The organism is bacterium (assembly GCA_028821235.1).
In the GTDB taxonomy this organism is placed as follows: domain Bacteria; phylum Actinomycetota; class Acidimicrobiia; order Spongiisociales; family Spongiisociaceae; genus Spongiisocius.
Genome location: JAPPGV010000147.1, coordinates 1 through 25,026 on the forward strand (window position 1 = coordinate 1; position 25,026 = coordinate 25,026).

Sequence of the window (25,026 nt, forward strand, 5' to 3'; positions counted from 1 at the left end):
CTACCCTGAGAATCGCCTAACCGAAAACTGTCCACAAAACCGGGGCAACTCCACTATTGAGGCTGTCGTGTATTAGGGCGAGGGTGATGAAGGCCATAGAAATGATGTCGAGTCTGTCGTAGCGGGTCTAGACGTGTCGGTAGCGTTTGAGCCGGCGGATGAGCCGTTCGATCTCGTTGCGCCGCTTGTATGTCTGGCGGTTGTAGGAGTAGGGCTGTTTACGGTTGGTCTTGGGTGGATGTGGGGTTGATAGCCTGGGGCGAGAGCGAGTTGGCGTGTTTCGTTCCCCTCGTGTGCCCGGTCGGCTACCAGGGGCAGACGCAGCTACAAGGATCCTTGACGTCTCAGTAGTTCCCGTCCCCAGGGGACGTCGTGGTCTTGACCTGGGGAAAGGCAGAAATCTACGGCGGTCCGGGCGGTGGCGGCCAGCATGTGGATCTTGGTGGTCCAGCTGCCCCGGGATTGCCGATCGCCTGAGGCCCCTGGGATGTCGGGGCGCCGTGCCCGTCGGGATGTACCTTGACAGACGTGCTGTCCAGGCCCGGCACTTCGGGATCGACGAGTTGTTCTGCCTGTAGGCGGGAGAACACCCCGGTCCAGCACCCCGTTCTTAGACCAGCGGTTCATCCGCCGGTAGGCCGTGTACCACTTGCCGTACCGTGCGGGCAATGCCCTCGATTTGCGGCCGTGCTCGAGTATGTGGCGGATGCAGTTAAGTCAAGGTTGGAACTTTGGTGTTGCCCGGCTGTGTGGGGAACGCGTCTGCTATATGTTAGTATTGTGTGGTGTTGGTTTCATACGTCAATTATAGGTGTTGGTTTCATACGTCAATTATAGGTGTTGGTTTCATACGTCAATTATACCGGTCAGATACCTCCACTCCCTGGTGTATGTAGTCAACAGGCCCCAGTTTGCAGGCCGATGGCTCATGTTCCGCGGTGAACCTACCTGCCTAGGATGCGGCTAGGCCCGGTGTGTGAGTAGATGGCCGTGGTACCATGGCTTGTCAGCCAAACATGGAAGGAAGACCGATGGCCAGCCAGCGTGGCAGGGGCCGACCCATTGAGAAGCCGTTGCCGGATCGTGTCCCGGAGACGCCTGAGAACATGTTGAACGCTGTGCTGGCAATGCCACCCAAACGGTCATCGCGGTACCAGCAGAACGGTCAGCGGCGCTGACCATGGAGTGGCTGGGTGGTATTAGCGCTGTTACGACGGGGGCGGTTGCGGTGTTTGCGTTGTGGTTGAACCGTCGTGACAGGGTGGCTGACAAGATTGGCGAGTTGGATACGCGGTTGACATCTGGGATTGCTGAGTTGTCTGAGCGTGTGGCACGGATTGAGGGTCATCTGAGTCTCTACGACGCGCGGCTGGTTGATCGTAGGCCCTGATGACATCGGCTGGTGATCCTGGGGGCGTGCCGCTTGCGCCTGAACCGGAACCGGATGCGGTTACCTTCGATCCGGCTGTAGGTGCACTGACGGTCAACCTGGGGAAGGTCAATAGGTCAGCGGATGATCGCAGCGAACCGTGGGAGGCGTTGACGTTCGAGATCAACCCGGCTTTTCCTTTACGTTTGTTGACCATCGAGAACAGACCAGAGTGACCTAAACCCTATCGGCACTCACGTTTATGGTTCTTCCTTGTTGTGGGACACCACACTGCAAGATACATTTTGAACTAGGCCCTTATACAGTCCGGTAAGTGAAACGATCCCGTTGTTGCGTTCAGTATGGTGAGACGGTGGTAGTGCTAGGGGTTGAGGTATTGTGCCCAGGTTTCCATGAGTTGGCGGCGGCGTTCGAGTAGGTCGGAGCGTTGGTAGGCGAGTTCGACGTCGGTTCCTGCGCGGTGGCCTAGGCACAGTTCGGCGACGGCCCAGTCTGCGCCTGTCTCTGCGGCCCAGCTGCGGAAGGCTGAGCGCATCCCGTGTGGTGTGCCGTCGATGCCGTTTTCGCGGCAGAGTTTGCTCATGGTGGAGTCTGAGAGGGTTTGGCCGGTTGCTGATGGGAAGACGAGGTCGTTGCCGTCGGAGAGTTCGCGTGCTTTTTGGAGGACGGCTAGGGCGGCGGTGCTTAGTGGAACCCGGTGCGGTTCACCGATCTTGGTCCGGCGGCCGGGGATGGTCCATGTGGCGGAGTCGAGGTTGATCTCGTCCCATGTTGCCAGTCGGGCTTCGCTGCTTCGTACGGCGCACAGCGTGAGGAACTCTAAGCAGTACACGGTGGCTGCCCAGGCGCCGGTGGCGCGGATGGTGGCCAGTGCGTCGGATACTTGGCTGTGTGGGACGGATCGCATGTGTTGACGGCGGGTGCTGTTCTTGCCTAGGGCAGCTGTGATCGTGGCGGTGGGGTCGTTGGTGCGGTGTCCTTCAGCTACGGCCCATTTCATGACGGCGCTGATGCGCTGGCGAACCCGTCTGGCGGTTTCGGCTTTGGTGAACCATATGGGGGTGAGACACGCCATGAGGTCGGCGGAGGTGATGAGGTCGATCCGTTTTCCTCCGACTGTTGGGTACACGTAGGTTCGGAGGCTCGACTGCCAGATTTGTTGGCTTCTGCTGCCAGGCCGCCATTTGGCGGAGTGGAGTTCGATTACCTTGTCGGCTGCCTGCTCGAATGTTGGTGTCTTGTTGGCTTTCGGGTTGCGTCCTTCTTCGATGGCTTGGCGGTTGTCGAGGGCGCGGCGGCGGGCTTCGGCGAGTGTGACTGCGGGGTAGGAACCGAGGCCGAGGTTGGTCTCGCGGCCGTTGATTCGGAGTCGCTGGCTCCACGTCTTGGATAGCCGACCCTCGATTCTGGTCGTCTTCACCAGTAGGCTCAGCCCGTGGCCGCCGCGTCCGTCTCCGTAGCGTCCGGGTCTGCGCACGGTCTTGACGAAGGTAGCCGACAGGGTTGCTGGGCGTCTCATGTTTCCGATTGGTTCCTGTTCTGGGTATCGGTCTAGTTATCAGGTTAGCACCGGGATTGTACAGAACGGTGCGAAAACCGATGAAACAACCAAATCGACTACGGTGCCTGTGACCTGGGAGAACACGGGTAGTATAGAAGGTAGTGCTACGGTGCGAAACAGAGGTTCGATTGTCCGCACCTCCACCGAAGCTACATCCGACCGGTGCACGCCAACAGGCCCGATGCGTGACATCGAGGCCTCCTGCTATCGGCGAACTGGTACTCCACCGGATTTCAGCGAGGCCTAAAGCTCCTTCCGAAAGGATTAGACCCATCCTGCCCTCCACTCCCGGGCGGGCCCTGCTAGCGTTTTCCTGACCCATCAGCACTCCGACCATGCGATCGGACTACCGCCCTTGTCATGCATGTCCTGGGCCCGTGATCGATCTGTTCGCCGGAGATATGTGGACCGGTCGGCACACGGAGCTTGATGGAGCAATTCGGAAGAGGCCTATCAGGAGACTTACGGGAACGTAGGCTTGGTCCAGAGGCGAAGTAAAGGAGACACTAAAGCACGATCAGCCATATAAGGCGACTCCAAGTCAGATCCAGGATTAAGGAGTGGAGCATGAAAATTAGGCTACGATATCTGTTCGTCCTCGTCCTCGCGTTCTCGTTCGCGCTTGCTGCCTGTCAGTCGGATGCTGAAGAACCAGTACCGGAGCCAGCACCGGAGCCAGCACCGGTTGAGGAAGTTCAGGAGGCAGCTCCGGCCGAAGAGGTGGAGCCTGTCACGCTCCGCTTTATGTTCCCTGAAGGAGCTGGTCGCGGGCCCGGCTTTGAATCGGCAATCGCTGCGTATGAGGAGATGAATCCTCACATTACGATCGAGATGGAGTCAGTTCCCTTCCGGGAGTATGGCGGCCTGCTGCCCGTCCAGTTCGCTGGCGATAGCCCGGCGGATGTTGCCTTGGTTGATAGCTCTGCGGTGATCTCTTACGCGTATAACGGAGCCATCGTTCCTCTGGACGGCATCTTCGAGCAGTCCGATGTGGACGACTTCCTTCCCAGCCTTGTCGCTCAATCGACCTACGAAGGTTCCATGTATGGAGCACCTTTCTTCATATCAACACAGGGCGTATTCTACAACGTGGATATGTTTGCGGCAGCGGGAGTCGAGGCTCCTACCTCTGTGGAGGAGGCCTGGACCTGGCCGGAATTCGTGGAGAATGTCTCTAAGGTAGCGGCGAGTGCAGAGAGCGATGAGGGTGATGTCTGGGGGCTGGTGTTCCTGTCGAACCCTCCAGGAAGCATCTCATGGTCGCTACCGGTAATCCGCAGCAATGGGGAGCCGGGCTCGAACACGTTCATGGCCCTCTCACCTGACGGTACGGAGGTATCGGGGTACCTGGATACCCCTGAGGCCATGGAAGCCTATCAATTCTGGCAGGACTTGTATGTGGAACATGGTCTTGCGCCTCAAGGTGATGTACCGGACGCGTTCGGTAACGGACAAGCAGCGACGATGATCTCGTTCTCGGCGTGGGGCAGCGTGCTCAATAACGTGTTCCCGGACCTCAATTGGGACATCATGCCGATTCCCTATCTCGAAACGCATGTCGTCCACGCCAGCCATTTCATGCCCACGGTCGCGTCCAAGAGCGATCATCAGGAAGAGGCCAAGGCCTTTGTGCAGTTCCTCTCAAGCATCGAGGGCTTTAGTGCTTACTATGACGTAACCAGTGATATGCCAGCACGCGTCTCCTTGCTGAACGAACTAGAAGAGTTTCAGGTCCGTCCGCTTAGCATCTTCAAAGATGAGCTCCTCACGGTTGCCTATGCAGCACCTGGTGGTCCCGGCGGCGCGATATACGCCGAAATCGTCGGCGCCTTGATGCTGGATATCGCGCAGGGAGCGGACATTGAGGCAGCTGTTGAAGCAGCTGTAACTGAACTCGATGCCCAACTGGCTCAATTCGGATAGTCCTAGTCCAAGTAAGCGCTATACCGGATTGCCGCTCTCCACTCCTGGGGAGCGGCAATCCGGGCAGTCCTAGCTTCGTGATCCCTGTTCAGGCCCGGCAATGGTATCGGGTGTCTCCAGGACCGACAACATGGCCATAAGGAGACCTAGCGCTCATGCGATCGAACGCTATCGTTCCGCCCTTCTCCTAAGTTTACCGGCGCTCGTTGGACTTGCCATCTTCTGGTACTGGCCAACGATTCAAGCCGTGTTTCTGGGCTTTCAGGACTACAACCTGATGTCCGGCAGCCATGCGTGGACTGGTTTCGAGAACTATCAAACCGCCGCAACCGACCCGCTGCTCCGCCTTACGTTCTTGAACACAGTCATCTACTTCCTGATGGAGGTGCCCCTACAAATGGCTCTGGCCCTCGCTCTGGCACTACTCGTGCAGCGCGGTCCGGCTTGGCTCCGCACCATCATATTGGTTCCAACTGTTACGTCGATGGTTGTCGTGAGTGTCATATGGGGGTTGATGTATCACCCGAACAGCGGGTTGATCAACAGCCTGCTGGCGGGTGTCGGTGTGCCTCCTCAGCCGTTCCTCACCAGCGCGCAACAGGCCATGCCCTCGATTGCGCTGCTCATGATCTGGAAGAATGTCGGCTTCAGCATGCTGTTCTTCCTGGCCGGCCTGGTGAGCATTCCGAGAAACTACTATGAGGCTGCTGCGACCGACGGGGCGAACAGCCGCCAACTCCTTCGTTATGTAACCCTTCCACTGCTGCGCGGTACTGTAGTGTTCTTGCTTATCACGAACACCGTCACTGCGTTCAAGGTGTTTACCCCTATCTTCCTGATCACAGAAGGGGGCCCCATCAATGCTACTCGGGTTGTCGTGCTCTACATCTTTGAGAATGCCTTTCGCTTCAACAAGATGGGATATGCCGCAGCGATCTCGGTCCTACTCGCCCTGTTCCTGCTAATCATAAGCGTCTACTCGCTTCGCGCGTCCAGGGCGAGGTGATCGACAGTGACTCTAACGTGCCGACGGTCATGTACTCGAGAATAGTCGGGCGCCGATCTGATCGCCTGTCCGGCCCACGCCGGGGCACCTGGGCCGTGCTTCGGCTGCCGGTAGTTGTCGGAGTCGCCTTCTTCTTTGTGTTTCCGTACCTTTGGTTGGCCGGCTCAGCCTTTAGGCCCCGAGAGGAGATCTTTCGTTACGTGAATCCAGTGTCATGGCGGACCTTCATTCCGTTGGCCCCGACGCTTGACAACTTTCGGCACTTATTCTTGGAGCGAAACTTTGGTCGCGCACTGGCCAACAGCCTGCTCATCGCGGTCGTCACAGTGGCCATTACTCTGTTCATCGGTAGTATGATTGCCTTCGCCCTTGCCCGGATTAGGTTCCCCGGGCGCGAAATCGTGTTCGTGTTGATCCTCGCCACGATTCTGATTCCGTTTGAGACGATCATGGTCTCGGTGTTCTTGACGGTACAACGCCTGGGACTGTTCGATACCTATCCGGCGCTATTCCTGCCCTGGGTTACAGATGCCTTCATCATTTTCCTGCTCAGGCAGCATTTTCGAGATATCCCCGATGAACTGCAGGATGCCGCCATCGTAGATGGTTGCTCGCTGTTTCGGGTCTACTGGAACGTCATGCTGCCAAATATACGCCCGGCGCTGGTCAGCGCTGCCTTTGTCAAGTTCGTGTTCTCGTGGGACGCGTTCCTCTGGCCACTCATTGTTACACGCGACCCTGACCTAACGGTGGTGCAACTGGCTATCTCTCGGCTCTTTACGGACCAGAATGTCTTATGGGAGCTCATCTTCGCAGGTGCGTTCATCGGTACAGTGCCACTCATCGTGCTCTTCCTTCTCCTACAGCGTTACTACGTCGAAGGCGTGGTTACCAGCGGGTTCAATTGAGGTAGGCAGGTGCCCGCCTTATGACGATGTGGTGTGTGAGTCAGAAGCGACGAGCGGTGAGACGATTGACATGGCAAGGACGGGAGGCGTGCGAGGGCCAAGAGTGGTCGCGCCCGTTCCCGGTGTCCAGGTGCCGGGGTCGGCGCAAACGGTCGCCAATTAGGATGCGCGTTCGAAGGGCACAACCATGCTTCTGATCACCAACGTGACGGCGGTGACGGTCGACTCGCAGCGGCGGATCATCACCGACGCAGCGATCGCGGTCAAGGGCGACCGCATCGCCGATATCGGCAAGGCCGCCGACTTGGCTCCCCGCCACCCCGATGCGGAACTACTCGAGGGCCATGGCATGCTGGCCTTGCCGGGGCTGATCGACGCCCACGCCCACTCGGATCAGGCGCTTCTGCGGGGTGCCGCCGACGACCTGTCCTGGCGGCCCTATCTCCAGGAGGTCATCTGGCCGCTGCTGAGCCGGCGCACCCAGGAGGATGCCCAGATCAGCCTGAGACTGTGCATGCTGGAGATGATCAAGTCCGGCACGACCTGTTTCGTCGACTCGATCGTGCCGAGCCACTATGACTTTGATGCGCTGGCGCAGGCGGTTCAGGAAATGGGGATGCGCGGCGTGCTGGCGAAGTATGTCCTGCCGGACGCCTTGTTCGAGCGCGGCGAGAGCCCTGTGGATACAGGCGGGTTCAGCGGGGAGGACGAGTCTCTGGCCGACGCCGAGCGGGGGATCGGCGTCTGGCACGGTGCGGCTGGTGGCCGGCTGCAGGTCTGGCTCGGACCACTGGTGCCGCGAGAGGAGCCACCGGCTAGCGCCTCGCCGGGTTTCTACCGCAGGGTCTCTCGGCTGGCGGCGAGACACGGGACGGGGATTACCGTTCACTTCGCCGGCACTGTCGATGACCCTCCCTTCTTTCAGCGGGAGTTCGGCATGCTTCCTGCCGAGTTCGCCCGTCGCTACGACCTTCTGGGACCCAACGTGCTGCTCATCAACGGCACTTGGTTCTCTGAGGAGGAGATCCCGATCCTTGCCGAGACCCATACGCGGCTGGTACACAGCCCCTCGGCCAATATGAAGATGGGGGAGGGTTTCGCCAAGGTACCGCAGATGCGGAACGCCGGGGTTACGGTGGCGCTGGGATGTGATGCGGCAGCCAACAACAACTGCCATGACATGATCCGTGAGATGAAAGCGGCCTCGCTGCTGCACAACGTGGCGATGATGGATCCCACAACCCTGACAGCCGGGGATGCCCTGGAGATGGCGACGATCGAGGGGGCGCGCGCCATAGGGCGTGGTGATCAACTGGGATCCCTGGAGGTAGGGAAGCAGGCAGACGTGGTCCTGGTCGACCTGAAGCGACCGCACACGATGCCGATCCATGATCCGATCGCCAACCTCGTGTATGCATCGCATGGTGGCGACGTGGACACGGTGATCGTGGCAGGGCAGGTGTTGATGCAGGGCCGGAAGGTGCTCGTGGCCGACGAGGCGGCAATCCTCGAGGAGGCCCAGGAGCGGGGTCTGGCGCTGTTGAAGAGGGCGGGGATCGAGGTGGCCCCGGCATGGCCAATGGAGTGAGGAGGAAGACATGGGAGATTACTTGACGGAGCGCTTCTTGCGGTTGCCGGACGGTTCGCTGCCGCACATGGGCGTGAAGGGCGGCGGGGACGTTGCCCCGTATGTTCTGCTCTCGGGCGACCCCGGTCGCGTTGAGAAGATGAAGACCTGGCTGGACGAGGCGGAGGCGGTTGGCAGGGAACGCGGCTACGTTGCTTACACCGGTTCATATCGGGGTACGCCGGTGACGCTGGCATCGAGCGGAGTCGGCGCCCCTTCCGTCGCTATCGCGATCGAAGAGTTGGCGCTGGCCGGGGGGAGAGTCTTCATCCGGGTCGGTAGCTGTGCGAGCATCGCAGAGAACATTCCGATCGGTGATGTGGTCATAGGCACGGCCGGCGTTCGGGATGAGGGCGTGAGCCATACTTACGCGCCCGCCATCTATCCTGCGATCGCTGATCCCGACGTGGTCGCCGCCCTCCGGGCCACCGCGGACGCGGAGGGCACGCCTTACCATCTGGGGCTGGTGCGAAGTACCGACTCTTTCTACGAGGGGGAGCGCAAGGTCGAGATCATCGACCAATGGCGGGCACTGCACGTTCTCGTCTTTGAGATGGAAAGCTCGGCGCTCTTCACCGTCGCCATGGCCCGCGGCGTGCGCAGCGGCTCCATCCTCGTGCCCGGGTCCAACCTGGTAACGGGCCAGAAGAGCACCTATCAGGGCCAGCGATTGGAGGATTACACCGCGGGGATCGATGCGGCGATCGCTACCGCACTGGGGGCCGTCGAGCGCCTGCATGCCTCTTCTGAGCAGAGATGAAGGCCACCTCCTCGATCCTGATCCGGAACGGGTTGCTCGTCACGATGAACGCCGGCCGCGAGATCCTGGATGGGAGCGTCTACATCGAGGATGGGCGTATCCTCGAGGTCCCTTCCGCTCGGACTGAGGCCGACACGGTCATCGACGCGACCGATTGCCTGGTAGCGCCCGGGTTCGTTCAGACCCACGTTCATTTGTGCCAGACCCTCTTTCGCGGGATGGCGGATGACATGGACGTGATCGACTGGCTTCGTCTGCGAATCTGGCCGCTCGAGCAGGCCCATGATGAGCAATCCGTGTACGACGCTGCTCGCCTGGCCATTGCCGAGATGATTCGCGGCGGTACCACCTGCGCCCTCACGATGGAGACGGTCCGTCATACGGAAGAGGCGTTCCGGGCTGTGCTCGAGACCGGCTTCCGGGCGATCAGCGGCAAGGCGATGATGGACCGTTGGGAGCCGGGAACCGAGATGGTCGGGGAGGAGACCCAGGCTTCGCTCGAGATGAGCCTCGCGCTCCTCGAGGAGTTCCATGGTGAGGGGGACGGCCGGCTGCAGGTCGCGTTCTGCCCCCGTGGTTCACGCAATTGCACCGAGGGTCTATGGGCGGACATCGTCGCGCTGGCCGCCGAGCACGATACGGTCATCCACACGCACGCGGCCGAGAACGAGGCACAGACCGAGCTTCTTGCTATCGAGAGCACGACCGATATCGAGTATCTACACAGCCTGGGCGCGACGGGCCCGCGATTGGTCGCCGCGCACTGCATTTGGGTGACCGAGCCCGAGATCGAGATCCTGGCCGAGACCGGGACCAAGGTGGCCCACTGTCCTTCGTGCAACCTGAAACTCGCCTCCGGGCTCGCTCCGGTGCCGGAGTTCCTTGAGCGAGGCGTAGTCGTCGGGCTGGGCGCGGACGGCGCCCCTTGCAACAACAACCTGGACATGTTCCAGGAGATGCGTCTGGCATCGCTCGTTCACAAGCCGCGGAGAGGCCCTCGTAGTATGCCGGCGATGTCCGTGCTGGAAATGGCCACCCTCGGGGGAGCGAGGACGCTTGGATTGGAAGACGAGCTCGGTTCGTTGGAACCCGGGAAGCGGGCCGATGTCATCGTGATCCGCCGCGACGGGCTTCACACCCAACCCCAAGTCGGTGATGACCCGATCGCGCAATTGGTATACGAGCACAGAGCGTCTGATGTTGACAGCGTGATCATCGACGGAAGGGTCCTCGTTCGTGGCGGGGAGTTCACCGAGCTCGATCCCACGGAGATCCGCGCCCGTGCGAGCGGTTCTGCCGAGCGTGTATTGGCGCGGGCCGAGCTAGCGAGCGGATGACTCTCGTCACGAATGAGTTCAGAGCTCGCCATGAGAGTGAGCTAGGAGGCTGATATGACTCCGACACGAGGGACTCCATGGCTGCTCAGTGAGATCGGGTTTGCGCCAGGACCACCTCGCTACCTGGCGCCTGAAGGGGCAAAGACACGTGCAGTTGTCCTGGGATCCGGAGGAGTTACGCCGAACCCGCATCGACACGGCCCTGGAGCGGCGGTCATCGTCAACGACACGACTTACCTGATCGACGCCGGCGAAGGGATATGGCGCGGCCTTGCCTGGGCTGCGGCGTCTCATCCTGAGCTGATCGCCGAACACCTGGCCCCGTACAGGCTCACCAGCCTCTTCCTGACCCATCTGCATTCCGACCACACGATCGGACTACCGGCTGTGTGGCTGATGCCCTGGGCCTATGGGCGAGAGGTTCCGCTGGAGGTATATGGACCGGTCGGCACACGGAGCCTGATGGAGCACCTGGAAGAGGCTTATCAGGCAGACTTGCAGGAACGTACGTTCGGGCCAGGGGCTGACAAGAGGAAGATCGATGCGCATAAGACGGTAACGCATGAGATCGAGGACTCGGGCATGATCTATGAAGATGGAAACGTGAAGATCGAAGCATTCCACCATAAGCACGGTAATTTCGAACAGAACTTTGCCTATCGCTTCACATCCGAGGATCGAGTGATTGCTTGGTCAGGAGACGGCCGGGTAGAGGGTCAGCTTGACAAAGCAGCCCAGGATGCAGACCTATTCTTCTGCGAGCTCTCCACCGAAGACATGATTGCGAACGCCAACTGGGGCGGCGAGACCGTCGAAGAAAAGGCGAAGACGATCTGGTCATACCACATTCGGCCCAGGGAGTTGGCGGATTTCGCGACCGAAATGAACGTCAAGCAGCTCGTGACGATGCATGAGCGAAACTATACGGACCCATATGAACCCGACGCCTTAATGAAGGAATTCAAGCGCCATTATTCGGGCCCTGTACATTCGGCACGCGATGGCGATGTGTTCTAGATCAACGAAGAATGCCAGTGTTCATGAAAGGATAGAGAGGGGACTCACAGAGGCGGCCGCTCGGATGAGTCCCATCACAGCGACCAAGGACCGGTACGTGTCCTCCCTTCGGGCGCATCCGACCGTCCGTGGCCTTGGCGCCCCATTTCCTGCTCGGGCCTGACCCGCGACATTCCCCCGGGATGGCAAGCTCACCGCCGTATCCATCGACTGGCCGCAATCGTGTGGCGTGCGGGGCCGGACTGGGGAGGGGGCGGTGCGCGGTACTTCATAGGTTCTGGTGTTTGTTGCCTTCGAACACGGTTCCCCAGATGGGGATGTCGCGGAGGGAGTCGATGCCGACCGTGTAGGGGTCTGCCTCGAGGATCGTGAAGTCCGCTCGTTTGCCCCAGCGCAGCGATCCGATCTCGTCCTCGAGCCCGAGTACGTGGGCGGCGTTGGTGGTGGTGGCCCTGATAGCAGCGTCCAGGGAGGCTCGCTCGTCGGGGCCCATCAGCGCGCCTGACTCTGTCAGCCGGTTGGCGGCGACCCAGGCGTTGTTCAGGGGTTTCGCGGGCGCCATAGGGAAGTCGGAGTGGACGGCGAACCGCACTCCTGCTCGCTCGAGGGAGCCGAGTCTGGAGATCTGGGACGCCCGCTCGTATCCGACCGCGTGGGCGGCGAAGGCTTCGGCGAGTTCGTAGACGTAGTAGGCGTTGACCGAGGCCACGCCCCCGACCGCGGCGATACGGTCGACCTGTTGCGAGCTCGAGATGCCGAAGTGCTCGAAGGTGAAGCGATGATCGAAGCGGGGCCGTTCCTGCTGCAGCTTCTCGAGGGTCGACAGGGCCAGCTCGACGCCGAGGTCTCCGCTGCAGTGCACGTGGATCTTCAGCCCGGCGTTCCAGAGGACCCGGGCGATCTCCTCGAATCTGTCCGGGGGTGTTATCCACTCGCCGTGACGGCCGTCGAGGTGTCCGGGGGGCTTGAGCATCAGCAGCTCTGCGAAGAACCCGCCGTCGGCGAACAGCTTGACGTGGTCGCTGAACCGCAGGCGGTGTGTGTTCCGTGATGGGTACGCCAGCACTTGTTCGAGGAACCGGCGGTCGGTTCCCGCGTCGCCGTCCGGTCCCGCGGTGTAGGGCATCAGCTGGATCCGGAACGGGGTGTCGGGCTGCTCCATCACCGCCAGCAGGTGGGCCCACTCCTCCTCGAATCCGTAGAAGCCGAACGCGGCGTCGCCGATGGTCGTGTGGCCGCCGCGGTGGATGACCTGGCGCATCCGGTCGAGCCCGCCGCGGAACCGCTCCGTCTCCAGGATGAAGCCGCGGAGGTGGTGGAGAGCCACTTCCAGGCCGGTTTCGAAGAACCTGCCCGCCTCGAGGTCGATCTGGGGGTGGCGGCGGGCAACCGCCGGGTCCAGATCCATCCACCGCAAGCAGGCGTCGTTCACCACCAGCGAGTGGTAGCCGCGGTGCCAGACCACGATCGGGCGGGTGGTCGATACGTCGTTGAGCGCCCGCCGGTCGATGTCGCGGTGCCAGATGGGGTGATGGCCGAAGGCGAACAGCGGTTCCGTGGGCGCCAGGGCGGCTTCGATCTCGACCAGACGGGCCCGGAACTGCTCGCGGTCATGGACGGGTTCGATTTCCTCCCCCGGGAGGTCCCACCCCACTGCCGTGGTGAAGTGCATCGGCAACAGCAGCGCGGCCATGGAGGGATGCAGGTGGGGGTCGATGAGGCCCGGCATGATGCACAGGTCCTTGAACGTGTCGTCCACCTCGTGGCTGTACGTTGCGAGCCACGGTCGCATCGTCTCGAGCGTCCCGACCTCGACGATGCGACCATCCCGCACCGCCACCGCTTCCGCCACCGGCAGGGACGGCTCCATCGTCCGCACTGTTCGGGCCAGGAATACGGTTATCTCAGCCATCCATACCCTCCAACCCGTCAGGCAGGTCCCAGACCTTCCGATCGGGCGCCTGCGCTTCCCGCCTCGAGGTCGGCATCCTTCAACGCCCTCCAGAGGAAGGGAGCTATCGCCGCTATCGCTACAGCCGCGGCGACGTAGCTATAGCTGACATCTGTCAAGGTGGCGACCGTTCCTCCGAAGACCGCGCCGATCGGGATCGACCCGTGGCCCACGAACAGGAATCCCGCCATCACCCGACCGCGAATACGGTCCGGAACCCCCATTTGCCGGTAGGTGATCGACACGATCTCGAGCTGGGCGGCCAAGAACCCCACCACGGCCAACCCCAACCCGGCCAACAGAGCGACACCTGACACTGCCACCAGCAGGAAACCGCAGCCGGCCCCGAGTACGGATGCCACGCAGAGCTTCGCCCGGGGAAACCGACTGACCACGGAGGGAGCGACCAGGTAACCGATGAAGTATCCACCGGCCAATCCACCGAGAATGAGCCCGAAGCCGATACCGCTCAGTTGGAAACGATCTTGGGCCACGAGCACCAACACCGACGTACCGGCGGCGGTCGAGAAATGTATGGTCGCGGTGCCCAGCAGGAAAGCGCGGAGCGGCCGGTCGCCCCACACCCACCGCACACCCTCCATGATGTCGGCCGAGAGCCCGGCGACCGTCCACTCCGACTCCGTGTGGGAGGGCGTTCCGGGGAGCATCAGCACCACCAGACCAGACATCAGAAAGGTCAGGGCGTCTATTCCCAGGGGCGCCCAGACGGCCAGCCCGAAGAGCCATCCCCCCAGCGCCGGTCCCGCAAAACGCTGCCCCAGGGTCTGGGTCCCGTATAGCAGGCTGTTGGCCGTGTCCATCCCGGAGGGCTTGACCAGGGTCGGAACCATGGCAAGCCCGATCGGATCGAATAGGGTCTCTCCGATTCCGATCAGGATCATCACCAGGTACAAGACCAGGAGCGACTTGCCGCCCCCGAGGACGAAGAGAGCCCCCAAGCCCACGATCGCGGCTCGACCGAATTCGGCCAGAGCCATCGCCCGGCGCCTGTTGACCCGATCCGCGATCGCTCCCGACAGGGGGCCGAACAGGAGCCAGGGGAGCCCGGCCGCGGCCGTGAGACCGCTGATCGAGAGCGGATGCCGGGTGATGGAAGTGGCCAGCAACGGTAGCGCCACGATCAACACCCCGGTGCTGAGATTGGAGATGGCGTAGGAGGTCAACAACTTGGTGTAGGAGTTGCCCAGGGCGGTAAGTCTCAAGGTCGCCTTCCTCTGCCCAGGCCCCGCCATCCTGCCCCGTCGTCAGGGGGCAAGACCCTCCTAGCCGTCCTCGGCGAGGCGCCGGCCGAGGGCTGCGGCTGTGTCGGCGCCGCTCTCTATGGCGCCGTCCATGAACCCGGCCCAGCCTCGGGCGATGTCCGAACCGGCGAAGTAGAGGCGGCCGTGGGGGACGGGGAAGTGGGAGTAATAGCGCGACAGCTGCCCCGGGCGGTAAGCAGTCCACGTCCCCTTGGCGTACGGGTCGGTCGACCAGTTGTGGCTGTGGCACGTCCGGACGGTCGCTTCCGGGGCGAACCGGCGGATCGCCTGCTGCACCTGGGCGCGGTCCATTCCATCGATCGCCGAGTCATCCTCGCCTATTCCCACCAGGAGCCGCCCGCCGTCGAAGTTGGCCTGCTCCGAGACCCAGCACAGAGGGCCGCCCCAGCCCGAAGCCATCAGGAACTCGGGCACGTTGTCGACCAGGGCATGCAGCTTGACCGCATGGCCTGCCAGCCCTTCGGCGGCGTACCTGCGTTTGGGCGAGTCGGCCGGTAGCGGCAACTCGATGTCCTCCCAGGTGTTGACGGGAGCGGCCAGCACGGCGAAACGGGCCCTGTGGGTGTCGCCGCCGGTGGTCGTCACCACGATGTGGTCGCCGGCGTCGACTATCGAGGCGACCGGTGCCGAGAGCCCGATGTCCGCGCCGCCGTCCTGGGCCAGGGCTGTGACCAGGCTCTCAGTTCCCTGGGCGAACTTCGTCGCCGGGGCGTCGTCGAGCGTCCAGGTGGTGTTGTCGTACCCGGCCACCCAGGTGAGGACCTGCAGGGCCGACACCTCCGAGGGATCGCATCCGAAGGCGAAAGCGGCCCACATCGAGAGGTACTCCGCCACCAGGTGTTGGTCGGTGTAGGGCGCGATGAACTCGGAGAAGGGGATGTCCAGATCGTGGAGGTCCGGGTTGTCGAGATCGGACCCGAAGGTCACCCGGCGGGACTGGTCGACGATGTGATCGAGGGCCTTGTCCAGATCGGGACGGACGTCGCGGGGTACGGGCTGGTCGGGACGCGCCAGGCTGCGACCGCCGAGCGATACCCGGAACTCCTGACCGGCCGGGCTCAGGACGGTGGGCAAGGAGTAGCGCTTGATCTCGCGGGCGATGTTGTGCTGGGTGCCCTCGTCGAACCACGTGCCCCCCATCTCGGTGTAGTGGTCGGTGTCGCCGAAGCGCTTCCACCACGTCCGCCCGCCCAGCCGGTCGCGCGCCTCGAGCACCAGGACCCGGTATCCACCCTGAGCCAGATCACGGGCGGCGGTCAGACCGGCGATGCCGCCACCGACGACGAGCACATCATGATGCATGAAGTCCTACCTTCATCCCTACGGTCGTGTCCGAAGCATACGGCAGCCACGCGAAGATCGGCCGATATACGCGAAGCAATCGGAGGAGGGCCGGAGGTCTCTGCCGGGCGACTGCCGTGTCGCCCCCTCCGACCGGGTACGAGGGGCCTGCACCCTTCCGGATGTAGCCGGATACAGGGGTACGCTGGGGGCGCCGGTACGGCGATGTGGACAGGTGGTTGATGGTTGATCGGCGGATGGCCCGCCTCCGGGAGGAGTACGAGACGGAGGGGCTCTCGATGGGGGAGGCCCATCCGGACCCGGTCCGCCAGTTCGACCGCTGGTTCGACGAAGCGTTGGACGCGGGTGTGCCGCAGGCCAACGCCATGACGGTCGCCACTGCTGACGATCGCGGACATCCCTCGGCCCGGGTGGTGCTGCTCAAGGGGTACGACCGGTCCGGGTTCGTGTTTTACACCAACCTCGGGAGCCGCAAATCGGAGGAGTTGACGGCCAACCCGCGGGCGGCCCTCTGCTTTCTCTGGCTCGAGCTGCACCGTCAGGTCAGGATCGAGGGGCCGGTCGAGGCGGTCGGAGATACGGACTCTGACGAGTACTTCGCCTCGCGTCCGAGGGGAGCTCGGATAGCCGCGGCTGCTTCCCCGCAGAGCCGGGAGATACGCGACCGGACCGCGCTCGAACGCCTGGTGGCGGACAAGGAGGCCGAGTTCGAGGATGGGGAGGTGCCCAGGCCTGCCCATTGGGGTGGGTGGAGGGTCCGGCCCGAACGGTTCGAGTTCTGGCAGGGCCGGCGCCACCGCCTTCATGACCGGGTCGCCTACCTCGCCTACGGCGACGGCTGGCGGCGGGTGCGGCTGGCGCCATGATCGCCGCCGATGCCCATCTCCGGCCGGCGATGGTCAAGGCGATGATCGCCCATGCCGCCGAAGCCAGCCCCCGGGAGGCCTGCGGTCTGATCGTGTATGACGGCGCCGGGTGTCCGGTGCGGCTCTATCCCGCCACCAACGTCCACCCCGATCCCGATCGCTTCGAACTGGACCCGGTCGAGCACTTCGGGGTGGTGAGGGACGCGGACGAGCACGGGTGGCGGATCGGCGCGGTCTACCACTCCCATCCGCGGGGTCCCGCCCGGCCATCCGCTACGGACCTGGCCGCAGGGATCGATCCGGACTGGATCTCGTACGTCATCGGACGCAATCGGACCGCCACGTGGGTCATCCGGGCCTACAAGATGGCGGACGGGCGCGCTATCCCCTTGGGCGAAGTAGCGTCCTGACCGGCCACAATGCGCCGCGCGGCGGCCGGAATCGACCAAGATGAGCACCATGTCAGCGACCCCGAAGGACTTACCGGGCCACGAGCCCGATCCGGCCCCATGGTGGGAGGCCGATGTGTCCTCGTACCTCTCCCGTCTGGAGAGCCAGCGGGGCTTGTCGGAACACACGGTGGCGGCCTACCGGCGTGATCTCACCCAGTTCTTCCGCCATGTCGGGAGCCTGGGCATCGACTCTGCGGCCGGTATCGACCGCACCTCGATCCGCGCGTTCCTGGCACACCTCGACGGCAAGGGTTATGCCCGGCGCTCGGTAGCCCGCAAGATCTCCGCCATCCGGGCCTTCCTTTCGGATGCAGTGCGGCGCGGCGCCCTCAGCGCCAACCCGGCCGACGGTATCGCCCGACCCAAGTCGCGCCGGACCCTCCCCAAAGCCCTCACCCAGCGGGCCGCAACCTCGCTCCTCGAGGCGATCGAAGGGGACGACCCGAAGTCCTTGAGGGACCGGGCCGTCCTCGAGACCCTTTACGCCACGGGCTTGCGGGTGTCCGAACTGGCCTCCCTCACCATGGACGGGACGGTCGGGCTGGATCGGTTGGTGGTGGAGGGCAAGGGCGGCCGCCATCGAGTGATCCCGTTGGGAGCGCAGGCACGGATCGCCATCGAACGCTACGTGCGGGCGGGCCGGCCCCTTCTTCTGGGCGATCGGCCCACGGACGCCCTGTGGGTGGGCGCCAGGGGAGTGCCCATGAGCCCTCGGACGCTCCGCCGGATGGTGCGGAACCGGGCAGGCACCTTTCCCCACGCCCTCCGCCACTCCTTCGCCACCCACCTGCTCGAACGCGGCGCCGACCTGACTTCCGTCCAGCAGCTCCTGGGCCATGTCGAGCTGGGAACCACCCAGGTCTACACCTCCGTTACCCGCCATCACATGAGGGCCACGTACGAGCGCAGCCACCCGCGTGCTTAGTTCCTAGGTTCCAGTTGCTAGTTGGTAGTTTTTGATATTGTCTAACCTTTAGCAGCTAATGTCTATGAGCTAGCAACTGTCAACTAGCAACCAGCAACTAGTATCGAGCCGATTACGCACGTTCACTACGGCCTCCCGCGGTCGGGCCAACCAGCCCGGGGAGGTTCGGAAGGCGTCCGCCAGCCTGCGCGGCGCCTCCGAGAAGGGTGGGCGGAGGAAGAACCGAACAGAGGAGGCATCGTTGTCTGCCGTCACCATGAAGCAGCTGCTCGAAGCCGGGGTCCATTTCGGCCACCAGACCCGGCGCTGGAACCCCAAGATGGCCCCGTACATCTTCGGAGAGCGCAACGGGATCCACATCATCGACCTGCGCCGGACGCTCGAGGAGGTCCAGAGGGCCCACGCCTTCGTCCGGGATCTGGTAGCCGAGGGCGGCGCCGTCTTGTTCGTGGGCACCAAGAAGCAGGCCAGGTCCGCCATCGAGGAAGCCGCCCAGCGGGTCGACATGCCGTACGTGAGCTTTCGGTGGCTGGGCGGCATGCTCACCAACTTCAAGACCATCAACCAGCGCATCTTCTACATGAAGGAGCTGGCAGCCATGGAGACGTCGGGCGACATGGAGCAGTTGCCGAAGAAGGAACGTCTCCGCCTTCGCCGCGAGTACGCCCATCTCGAGCGGACCCTGGGCGGGGTGGCGGATATGGGCGGAACACCGTCGGCCGTCTTCGTGGTCGATCTGAACACCGAACACATCGCGGTGCGGGAAGCGGTGAGGTTGAAAATACCCGTCATCGCGCTGGTCGACTCCAACTGCAACCCCGACGACATCGACTTCGTCATCCCCGGCAACGACGACGCCATCCGGTCGGCCTCTCTCATAGCCTCGGCGATCGCTGACGCCTGCGTGGCGGGCCAGGAACAGGCTCTGGCCGCCGCCGAGGGCGAGTCCGAGGAGGCCGGCGACGACAGCTAGCGCCGTAGTTCCGGACCGCACATACACGACTAAAGATCACCAACAGAACCTCAATCGAAGGACGAGCAAAGATGCCACAGTTCACAGCCAAGGACGTACAGGCTCTGCGCAAGGCCACCGGGGTCGGCATGATGGACGCCAAGAAGGCCCTGGTGGAGTGCGACGGGGACATGGACAGGGCCAAGGACCTACTCCGGGAGAAAGGCCTGGCCGACGCCAAGAAGCGGGCCGGGCGGGACGCCAACGAGGGCACCGTCGGCTTCTACGTGCACCAGCCGGCCGGGTATCCGACCGTCGGAGTGATCGTGGAACTGGCGTCGGAGACCGACTTCGTGGCGAAGAGCGACCGGTTCCAGAAGATGGCCCACGACGTGGCCATGCATATCGCCGCCGCCCAGCCCAAGTGGGTACGGACCGAGGACGTACCCGGAGAGCTGGTCGACAGGGAAAAGGAGCTGATCGCCAGGGAGGCGTTGGCCTCGGGCAAGCCCGAGCGGATCGTGGAGCGGATCGTGGAAGGGCGGATCAAGTCCTTCTACAAGGACAACGTGCTCTACGAGCAGGAGTACATCAGGACCGATCAGTACGAAGGCAAGGTCGGGGACATGGTGACCGAGCTGGCCGCCTCCATGGGCGAGAACATCGGTGTCCGGCGGTTCGCCCGCCTGGCAGTGGGCGAACAGGAGACGGACCGCTAGAGGGTTCCGGGATTCGCAACCATCTGCGGGTCTCCCGTGGACCCGGGTTGCGGCATCACTCGTACGGCCATCGGGCTCGCTCTGAGCACCGTCAGGGGGGTGGGATCATCCACCTGCTCCGGGCGGGGCTCGCCTGTGGCAAACTACGTCGTGTGAGATTCGATGCCGACAGTGCGAACCCCGCTGCGGGTTTCCGGGAACCCTCGTAGATGGCTCGAACCCGCAGGGTCCTGCTGAAGCTGTCCGGGGAGGCCTTCGCCGATCCCGCGATCGGCTACGGGATATCTCCCGAGACGGTGCAGCGGGCGGCCGGCGAGATAGCCGAGTCGCAGAAGGCCGGGCACCAGATCGGGATCGTGGTGGGCGGTGGCAACATCTTCCGGGGCGTGTCCGCCGCAGCTACGGGCATGGACCCTGCCAATGCCGACTACATGGGCATGCTCGCCACCGTCATCAACGCCCTGGCCCTCCGCGACGCCATCGAGGCCCGGGGTGTGGAGTGCCGGGTGCAGTCGGCCATCACGATGCAGCAGCTGGCCGAGCCCTACATTCGCCTGAGGGCCATCCGCCACCTGGAGAAGGGCCGCTCCGTGATCTTCGCCGCCGGCAGCGGGAATCCCTTCTTCACCACCGACACGGCGGCCGCTCTTCGCGCTGTCGAGATCGGCGCCGAGGCGATGCTCAAGGCCAGCAAGGTAGGAGGCATCTACTCCGCTGATCCCGAGCTTCATGAGGATGCCGAGTTGCTGGACCGGATCGGCTACATGGACTTCATCAACGCCGAACTCAAGGTGATGGACACCACCGCCGTCACGATGTGCATGGATCACCGGCTGCCGATCGTGGTGTTCCGCCTGGTCGATCCCGGTAACATCCGGCGGGCCGTGGAGGGCGAGTCGATCGGTACCCGGGTGTGTTGAGACACATCCGGAGAGGAGGTTGACGCATGCTGGATGAACTGCTCGAGGATGCCGTAGAGCGAATGGCGTCGGCCGTGAAGCACACGCAGAGCGAGTTCGCGACGCTCCGCACCGATCGGGCCAGCGGGGCCGTTCTCTCCCGGGTCATGGTCGATTACTACGGGGAGAAGGTGGCCCTCCTGGAGCTCGCCAGGACCGCCAGCCACGAGAACCTGCTGGTGGTGATCCCCCATGACTCGAATGACCTGGTGGCCATCGAACGGGCCATCCGCCTGTCGGGCCTCGATCTCAACCCTGCCAGTGACGGGAAGGTGATCCGCCTGGTGTTCCCGCCGCTCACCGAAGAACGGCGGCGCCAGCTCGTCAAGTTGGCCCGGAGCATGGCCGAGGAGGGCCGGGTAGCGATACGCCACATACGGAGGTCGACCCGTAGCGACCTGAACGAGATCGGCGAGTCGGAGGACGAGGTCTGGAGGGCCGAGAAGCAACTCCAGCAGCAGACCGACCGCCACATCACCATGACCGATGAGCTGCTCGCCAACAAGGAGCAGGAGCTCCTCAAGATCTAGTTGTTGGTTTCTAGTTGTTAGTCGGTAGTTGGTAGTCATTCAACCAATCATCAGCAACTAAAACTACAAACTGAGAACTACAGGCTGCGCAGCTCGTCCTCGCGAGCGCCCTCGATCAGGAATAGCCACGGGATCGGCCCTCATAGGGGTATTCTGGACCGACTTACCCCGAGGAAACGGTTACGCATGGTTGGTGATGGCACCGATCCGCCCCCCGAGTTAGGTGATGAGGAGGCTGGGGACCAGCCTGCCGACGCCGAGGCCCCTCCCACGGAGTCCGACGAGTTCACCGACCGCGACTACATCCGATCCACCACCCGCGAGTACAAGGGCCTGGCCGAAGCGGTAGCCCGGGCGGGTGAGGAAGAGGTCGAGCAGTCGGCGGTGGCGGCTTCGATCCCGGGGGTCGGCACCAGCGTGGTCGGCTTCGAGGATGTGACGGGCGTCGAGGAGGAGGACCCGGAGCAAATCGAGCAGATCGACCGGGCCCGCCGTTCCGAGCTGGCGCTCCGGATCGCCACCGGCCTGGCTGTGGTGGCTGTCTTCTTCGGATCCCTGTATGCGGGAGCGCTATGGGTCACCCTGTTCGTCAGCCTCCTGATCCTGGTCGCGGTGGTGGAGTTCTACCAGGCCGTCCGCCGGGTCGGCTTCACGCCCCTGGCGTTCATCGGCCTACCCGGGGCCGCGGCGGTCATGTACGTGGCCTGGGACTCGGGACCCGCCGCGGTGGGCGGTGTGCTGGCAGCCGTGATCCTGCTGTCGGGCCTGTTCTTCGTCGCGGCCCGCCGGAACTACCCGCTGGCCAACATCGGGGTTACGGTCCTCGGCGTGGCCTGGGTGCCGGTCCTCGCCTCGTTCGCGGTGCCGATCTTCCGATCCCCCGAAGCGTGGAGCTTGACCACCGCACTGGTGGTGCTGACCGCTCTCAACGACATCGCTGCCTTTTCCTACGGACGCACGCTCGGGAAGCGCCGGATGGCCCCCAACCTCTCGCCCAACAAGACCGTGGAGGGGTTCCTCGGCGCCACGGTCATCACCGTGCTGGCAGGGGTTGTGATCGGGAGGTTCGGGCTGCTCGAGCCGCTCACCCTTCAGTCGGGCATAGCGCTGGCCGCTGCTATCAGCGTGTTCGGGCCCATCGGCGACCTGGCCGAGTCGGCGGTGAAGCGTTCGATCGACATCAAGGACATGGGTAGCAGCCTGCCCGGCCACGGCGGCGTGCTGGATCGGCTGGACGCCTTCATGTTCGCGATACCTACCGCCTATCTGGTGTATCTCTGGTTCGGATACCTGTGAGGCCCGTTGTCGTCCTCGGGGCGACGGGGTCGATCGGTCGCCAGACACTCGAAGTAGCGGACCGCCTCGGCGTTCCGGTGGCGGGACTCGCCGCGCGGCGAGCAGGAGACGACCTGGCGCGGTTGGCCGACCGTTACCCGCGGGCCACCGTCGTGGCGGTGGCGCCCGACCCGGACGGCCATGACCGTTTTCGCCGGCAGTACGGCGACCGCTACGCGCCTGGTCCCGCCGCCCTGGTGGAGATGGCGCAGCACCCGGGTTCGACGGTGGTCAACGGTGTGGTGGGGTCGGCGGGCCTCGAATCCTCCATCGCCGCACTGGAGGCGGGAAACCGTCTCGCCCTGGCCAACAAGGAGAGCCTGGTCGCGGGCGGGGAGTTGGTGATGGCGGCCGCACGGCACGGTGAGTTGATCCCCGTCGATTCGGAGCACTCCGCCCTGTTCCAGTGCATGGTGGGGGAGCGGCTTCCCGAAGTCTCCCGCCTGGTGCTGACCGCTTCGGGCGGCCCCTTTCGAGGCCGGGACCGGGAAGGGCTGGTAAGCGTGGGAGTCGATGAGGCACTGGCCCATCCCACCTGGAACATGGGACCCCGGATAACCATCGACTCGGCCACGCTGGTGAACAAGGGCTTGGAGGTGATCGAGGCCCACTTCCTGTTCGATCTGGCCTTCGAGAAGGTGGACGTGGTGGTACATCCGCAGAGCATCGTCCACTCGCTGGTGGAGTTCGTGGACGGGTCGCTGAAGGCCCATCTGGGCGTCACCGACATGCGGATCCCGATCCAGTACGCCCTCACCTATCCGCAACGCTCACCGGGTGGTTTTTCCCGGTTCGACCTGACGCGGTCCCACCTGACATTCGAGGCGGTCGACCGCGACGCCTTTCCGGCGCTCGACCTCGCCTACGCGGCGGGAAGGGCGGGAGGAACCGTCCCGGCGGCCTTCAACGCCGCTGACGAGGTGGCGGTGGCCGCCTTCCTGGAGCGGCGGATCGGGTTTCTCGACATTCCCGCCGTGATCGCCGAGGTGCTCGACGGTCACGAGGCATTCGAGGCGACCTCGATCGACGTGGTGATGGAAGCCGATCGGGCCGCCCGGAGAGCGGCTCGCGCCGCAGTGGAGCGCCGGTAGAGGAGAGGTCTTGGTCGGCGGAATAATGATGGTGGTGGCCATCTCGGCGTTCATCGTCGTGCACGAGGCCGGCCACTACTGGGCAGCCCGGGCCACCGGGATGAAGGCCACCGAGTTCTTCCTCGGCTTCGGGCCCCGACTGTGGTCGTTCCGCCGCGGCGAGACCGAGTTCGGAGTGAAGGCGCTCCTGTTCGGCGGGTACGTGCGGATCGCCGGCATGAGTATCGGTGAGAGGATCGACCCGGCCGACGCGGGCCGCGCCTACCGGGAGCAGCCCTTCTGGAAGAAGTCGGTGGTGGTCCTCTCCGGGGTGACGCTGAACCTCCTGACCGCGTACCTGCTGCTGTTCGGTCTGTTCTGGTACTCCGGCGCCGCCGAGCTGACCACCGCGGTGGAGAGGGTCAGCCCCGAGATCTCGCCAGGAGTGCCCAGTCCGGCCTCCGTGGCCGGCGTGCTGGACGGAGACGTCATGACCGCCATCGACGGCGTAGCCCTGGACGGTTGGGAACAGGCCGTGCAGCTGATCATGAGCCGCCCCGGCGAGACCGTCACCCTGGAGGTCGTTCGCGACGGCCTTCCCCGTTCCCTGACCGCCACCCTGGGCTCGTACCATCCGCAGACCGGTGAGGCGGTCGGCTTCCTAGGCGTTTCACCCGTGGCGCGGCGGGTCTCGATCGGGCCCATCACGGCCGCCGGACGGGCGGCCGTGGCGGAGTGGGCGATCCTCTCCGGCGCGCTGGACGCCATCGCCCGCATCGTTCGACCCGGGTCGCTGCTCGAGTTGGGCGGGGTGCTGGCCGGGCAGAGCGACGTTCCCGAAGAGATCCGGCCGGTCAGCCCCATCGGTCTGGTCAGGATCGGAAGCCAGGCGTCGGAGGTCGGCATCGGCAACATCATCTTCATCCTGGCGGTGGTGAACGTCACCCTGGCCCTGTTCAACAGCGTTCCCCTGTACCCGTTGGACGGCGGGCATTTCGTGGTGGCGCTCTACGAGAAGGTCACCGGCCGGCGGGTGGATCACCGCAACCTCGTCCCCATCGCCGCCCTGGTGGTCCTGTTCATGCTGTTCCTGGGCCTGGTGGCGATCGTCCTCGACATCGTCAACCCGCTGACCCTCTAGACGACTGGTTGC

At 63.7% G+C, this 25,026-nt stretch carries 22 protein-coding genes and 1 pseudogene; 18 read left to right on the forward strand and 5 right to left on the reverse strand.

What is annotated here, in order from left to right; genetic code table 11:
- Positions 1 to 16 precede the first annotated feature (16 nt).
- Positions 17 to 769 (reverse strand): annotated as a pseudogene (locus OXK16_14845) (IS5 family transposase).
- Positions 770 to 1,389: 620 nt separating this feature from the next.
- Here OXK16_14845 and OXK16_14850 point away from each other — a divergent pair.
- Entirely contained in the window at positions 1,390 to 1,605 is a 216-nt protein-coding gene (locus tag OXK16_14850; protein ID MDE0377221.1) for a hypothetical protein, read from the forward strand.
- Between the two features lie 146 nt (positions 1,606 to 1,751).
- On the opposite strand, the gene OXK16_14855 is transcribed toward OXK16_14850, so the two are convergent.
- Complete coding sequence (locus OXK16_14855; protein ID MDE0377222.1) at positions 1,752 to 2,909, reverse strand: tyrosine-type recombinase/integrase; 1,158 nt, start codon at positions 2,907 to 2,909, stop codon at positions 1,752 to 1,754.
- 609 nt (positions 2,910 to 3,518) lie between these two features.
- On the opposite strand from OXK16_14855, the gene OXK16_14860 reads away from it, so the two are divergent.
- From OXK16_14860 to OXK16_14890, 7 genes are all read left to right on the forward strand, one after another.
- Positions 3,519 to 4,874, forward strand: a complete 1,356-nt coding sequence (locus tag OXK16_14860; GenBank protein MDE0377223.1) for a sugar ABC transporter substrate-binding protein — start codon at positions 3,519 to 3,521, stop codon at positions 4,872 to 4,874.
- 130 nt (positions 4,875 to 5,004) lie between these two features.
- Positions 5,005 to 5,880, forward strand: coding sequence for a sugar ABC transporter permease (locus OXK16_14865; GenBank protein ID MDE0377224.1), 876 nt, complete (start codon positions 5,005 to 5,007; stop codon positions 5,878 to 5,880).
- A 269-nt stretch (positions 5,881 to 6,149) separates the two neighbouring features.
- Positions 6,150 to 6,788, forward strand: a complete 639-nt coding sequence (locus OXK16_14870) for a carbohydrate ABC transporter permease (GenBank protein MDE0377225.1) — start codon at positions 6,150 to 6,152, stop codon at positions 6,786 to 6,788.
- Positions 6,789 to 6,975: 187 nt separating this feature from the next.
- Complete coding sequence (locus tag OXK16_14875; GenBank protein ID MDE0377226.1) at positions 6,976 to 8,376, forward strand: amidohydrolase; 1,401 nt, start codon at positions 6,976 to 6,978, stop codon at positions 8,374 to 8,376.
- A 10-nt stretch (positions 8,377 to 8,386) separates the two neighbouring features.
- On the forward strand, positions 8,387 to 9,175 hold the full coding sequence (locus tag OXK16_14880; protein ID MDE0377227.1) for a nucleoside phosphorylase: 789 nt from the start codon (positions 8,387 to 8,389) through the stop codon (positions 9,173 to 9,175).
- Positions 9,172 to 10,512: a 5'-deoxyadenosine deaminase gene (locus OXK16_14885; GenBank protein MDE0377228.1), complete on the forward strand. Its 1,341-nt coding sequence runs from the start codon at positions 9,172 to 9,174 to the stop codon at positions 10,510 to 10,512. Before OXK16_14880 ends, OXK16_14885 begins: the two co-directional genes overlap by 4 nt.
- Before the next feature lie 54 nt (positions 10,513 to 10,566).
- Positions 10,567 to 11,529: an MBL fold metallo-hydrolase gene (locus tag OXK16_14890; GenBank protein MDE0377229.1), complete on the forward strand. Its 963-nt coding sequence runs from the start codon at positions 10,567 to 10,569 to the stop codon at positions 11,527 to 11,529.
- Between the two features lie 268 nt (positions 11,530 to 11,797).
- Here the strand turns inward: OXK16_14890 and OXK16_14895 are convergent, their stop codons facing one another.
- The 3 genes from OXK16_14895 to OXK16_14905 are packed head-to-tail and all read right to left on the reverse strand — an operon-like array spanning position 11,798 to position 16,065.
- Complete coding sequence (locus OXK16_14895; GenBank protein MDE0377230.1) at positions 11,798 to 13,441, reverse strand: amidohydrolase family protein; 1,644 nt, start codon at positions 13,439 to 13,441, stop codon at positions 11,798 to 11,800.
- A 17-nt stretch (positions 13,442 to 13,458) separates the two neighbouring features.
- Entirely contained in the window at positions 13,459 to 14,703 is a 1,245-nt protein-coding gene (locus tag OXK16_14900; protein MDE0377231.1) for an MFS transporter, read from the reverse strand.
- Positions 14,704 to 14,763: 60 nt separating this feature from the next.
- Positions 14,764 to 16,065, reverse strand: coding sequence for an NAD(P)/FAD-dependent oxidoreductase (locus OXK16_14905; GenBank protein ID MDE0377232.1), 1,302 nt, complete (start codon positions 16,063 to 16,065; stop codon positions 14,764 to 14,766).
- 236 nt (positions 16,066 to 16,301) lie between these two features.
- Here OXK16_14905 and pdxH point away from each other — a divergent pair, with 236 nt between their 5' ends.
- The 10 genes from pdxH (at position 16,302) to OXK16_14955 (ending at position 25,014) form a co-directional block, all read left to right on the forward strand.
- Positions 16,302 to 16,931 (forward strand): pyridoxamine 5'-phosphate oxidase, encoded by a 630-nt coding sequence (pdxH, locus tag OXK16_14910; protein ID MDE0377233.1) that lies wholly within the window; start codon positions 16,302 to 16,304, stop codon positions 16,929 to 16,931.
- Positions 16,928 to 17,341, forward strand: a complete 414-nt coding sequence (locus OXK16_14915; GenBank protein ID MDE0377234.1) for a M67 family metallopeptidase — start codon at positions 16,928 to 16,930, stop codon at positions 17,339 to 17,341. Before pdxH ends, OXK16_14915 begins: the two co-directional genes overlap by 4 nt.
- 49 nt (positions 17,342 to 17,390) lie before the next feature.
- Positions 17,391 to 18,308: a tyrosine-type recombinase/integrase gene (locus OXK16_14920; GenBank protein ID MDE0377235.1), complete on the forward strand. Its 918-nt coding sequence runs from the start codon at positions 17,391 to 17,393 to the stop codon at positions 18,306 to 18,308.
- A 241-nt stretch (positions 18,309 to 18,549) separates the two neighbouring features.
- Positions 18,550 to 19,281 carry a 30S ribosomal protein S2 gene (gene rpsB, locus OXK16_14925; protein ID MDE0377236.1) on the forward strand — a complete coding sequence of 244 codons (732 nt, stop codon included), beginning with the start codon at positions 18,550 to 18,552 and terminating at the stop codon, positions 19,279 to 19,281.
- A 71-nt stretch (positions 19,282 to 19,352) separates the two neighbouring features.
- Positions 19,353 to 19,979 carry a translation elongation factor Ts gene (locus tag OXK16_14930; protein MDE0377237.1) on the forward strand — a complete coding sequence of 209 codons (627 nt, stop codon included), beginning with the start codon at positions 19,353 to 19,355 and terminating at the stop codon, positions 19,977 to 19,979.
- 209 nt (positions 19,980 to 20,188) lie between these two features.
- Positions 20,189 to 20,899 (forward strand): UMP kinase, encoded by a 711-nt coding sequence (gene pyrH, locus OXK16_14935; GenBank protein MDE0377238.1) that lies wholly within the window; start codon positions 20,189 to 20,191, stop codon positions 20,897 to 20,899.
- A 26-nt stretch (positions 20,900 to 20,925) separates the two neighbouring features.
- Positions 20,926 to 21,468, forward strand: a complete 543-nt coding sequence (locus OXK16_14940; GenBank protein ID MDE0377239.1) for a ribosome-recycling factor — start codon at positions 20,926 to 20,928, stop codon at positions 21,466 to 21,468.
- 186 nt (positions 21,469 to 21,654) lie between these two features.
- Positions 21,655 to 22,764 carry a phosphatidate cytidylyltransferase gene (locus tag OXK16_14945; protein ID MDE0377240.1) on the forward strand — a complete coding sequence of 370 codons (1,110 nt, stop codon included), beginning with the start codon at positions 21,655 to 21,657 and terminating at the stop codon, positions 22,762 to 22,764.
- A complete protein-coding gene (gene dxr, locus OXK16_14950) occupies positions 22,761 to 23,894 on the forward strand; it encodes a 1-deoxy-D-xylulose-5-phosphate reductoisomerase (GenBank protein ID MDE0377241.1) in 1,134 nt (377 codons plus the stop codon). The genes OXK16_14945 and dxr overlap by 4 nt, the downstream gene beginning before the upstream one ends.
- A gap of 10 nt (positions 23,895 to 23,904) precedes the next feature.
- Complete coding sequence (locus OXK16_14955; GenBank protein ID MDE0377242.1) at positions 23,905 to 25,014, forward strand: M50 family metallopeptidase; 1,110 nt, start codon at positions 23,905 to 23,907, stop codon at positions 25,012 to 25,014.
- Positions 25,015 to 25,026: the final 12 nt, after the last annotated feature.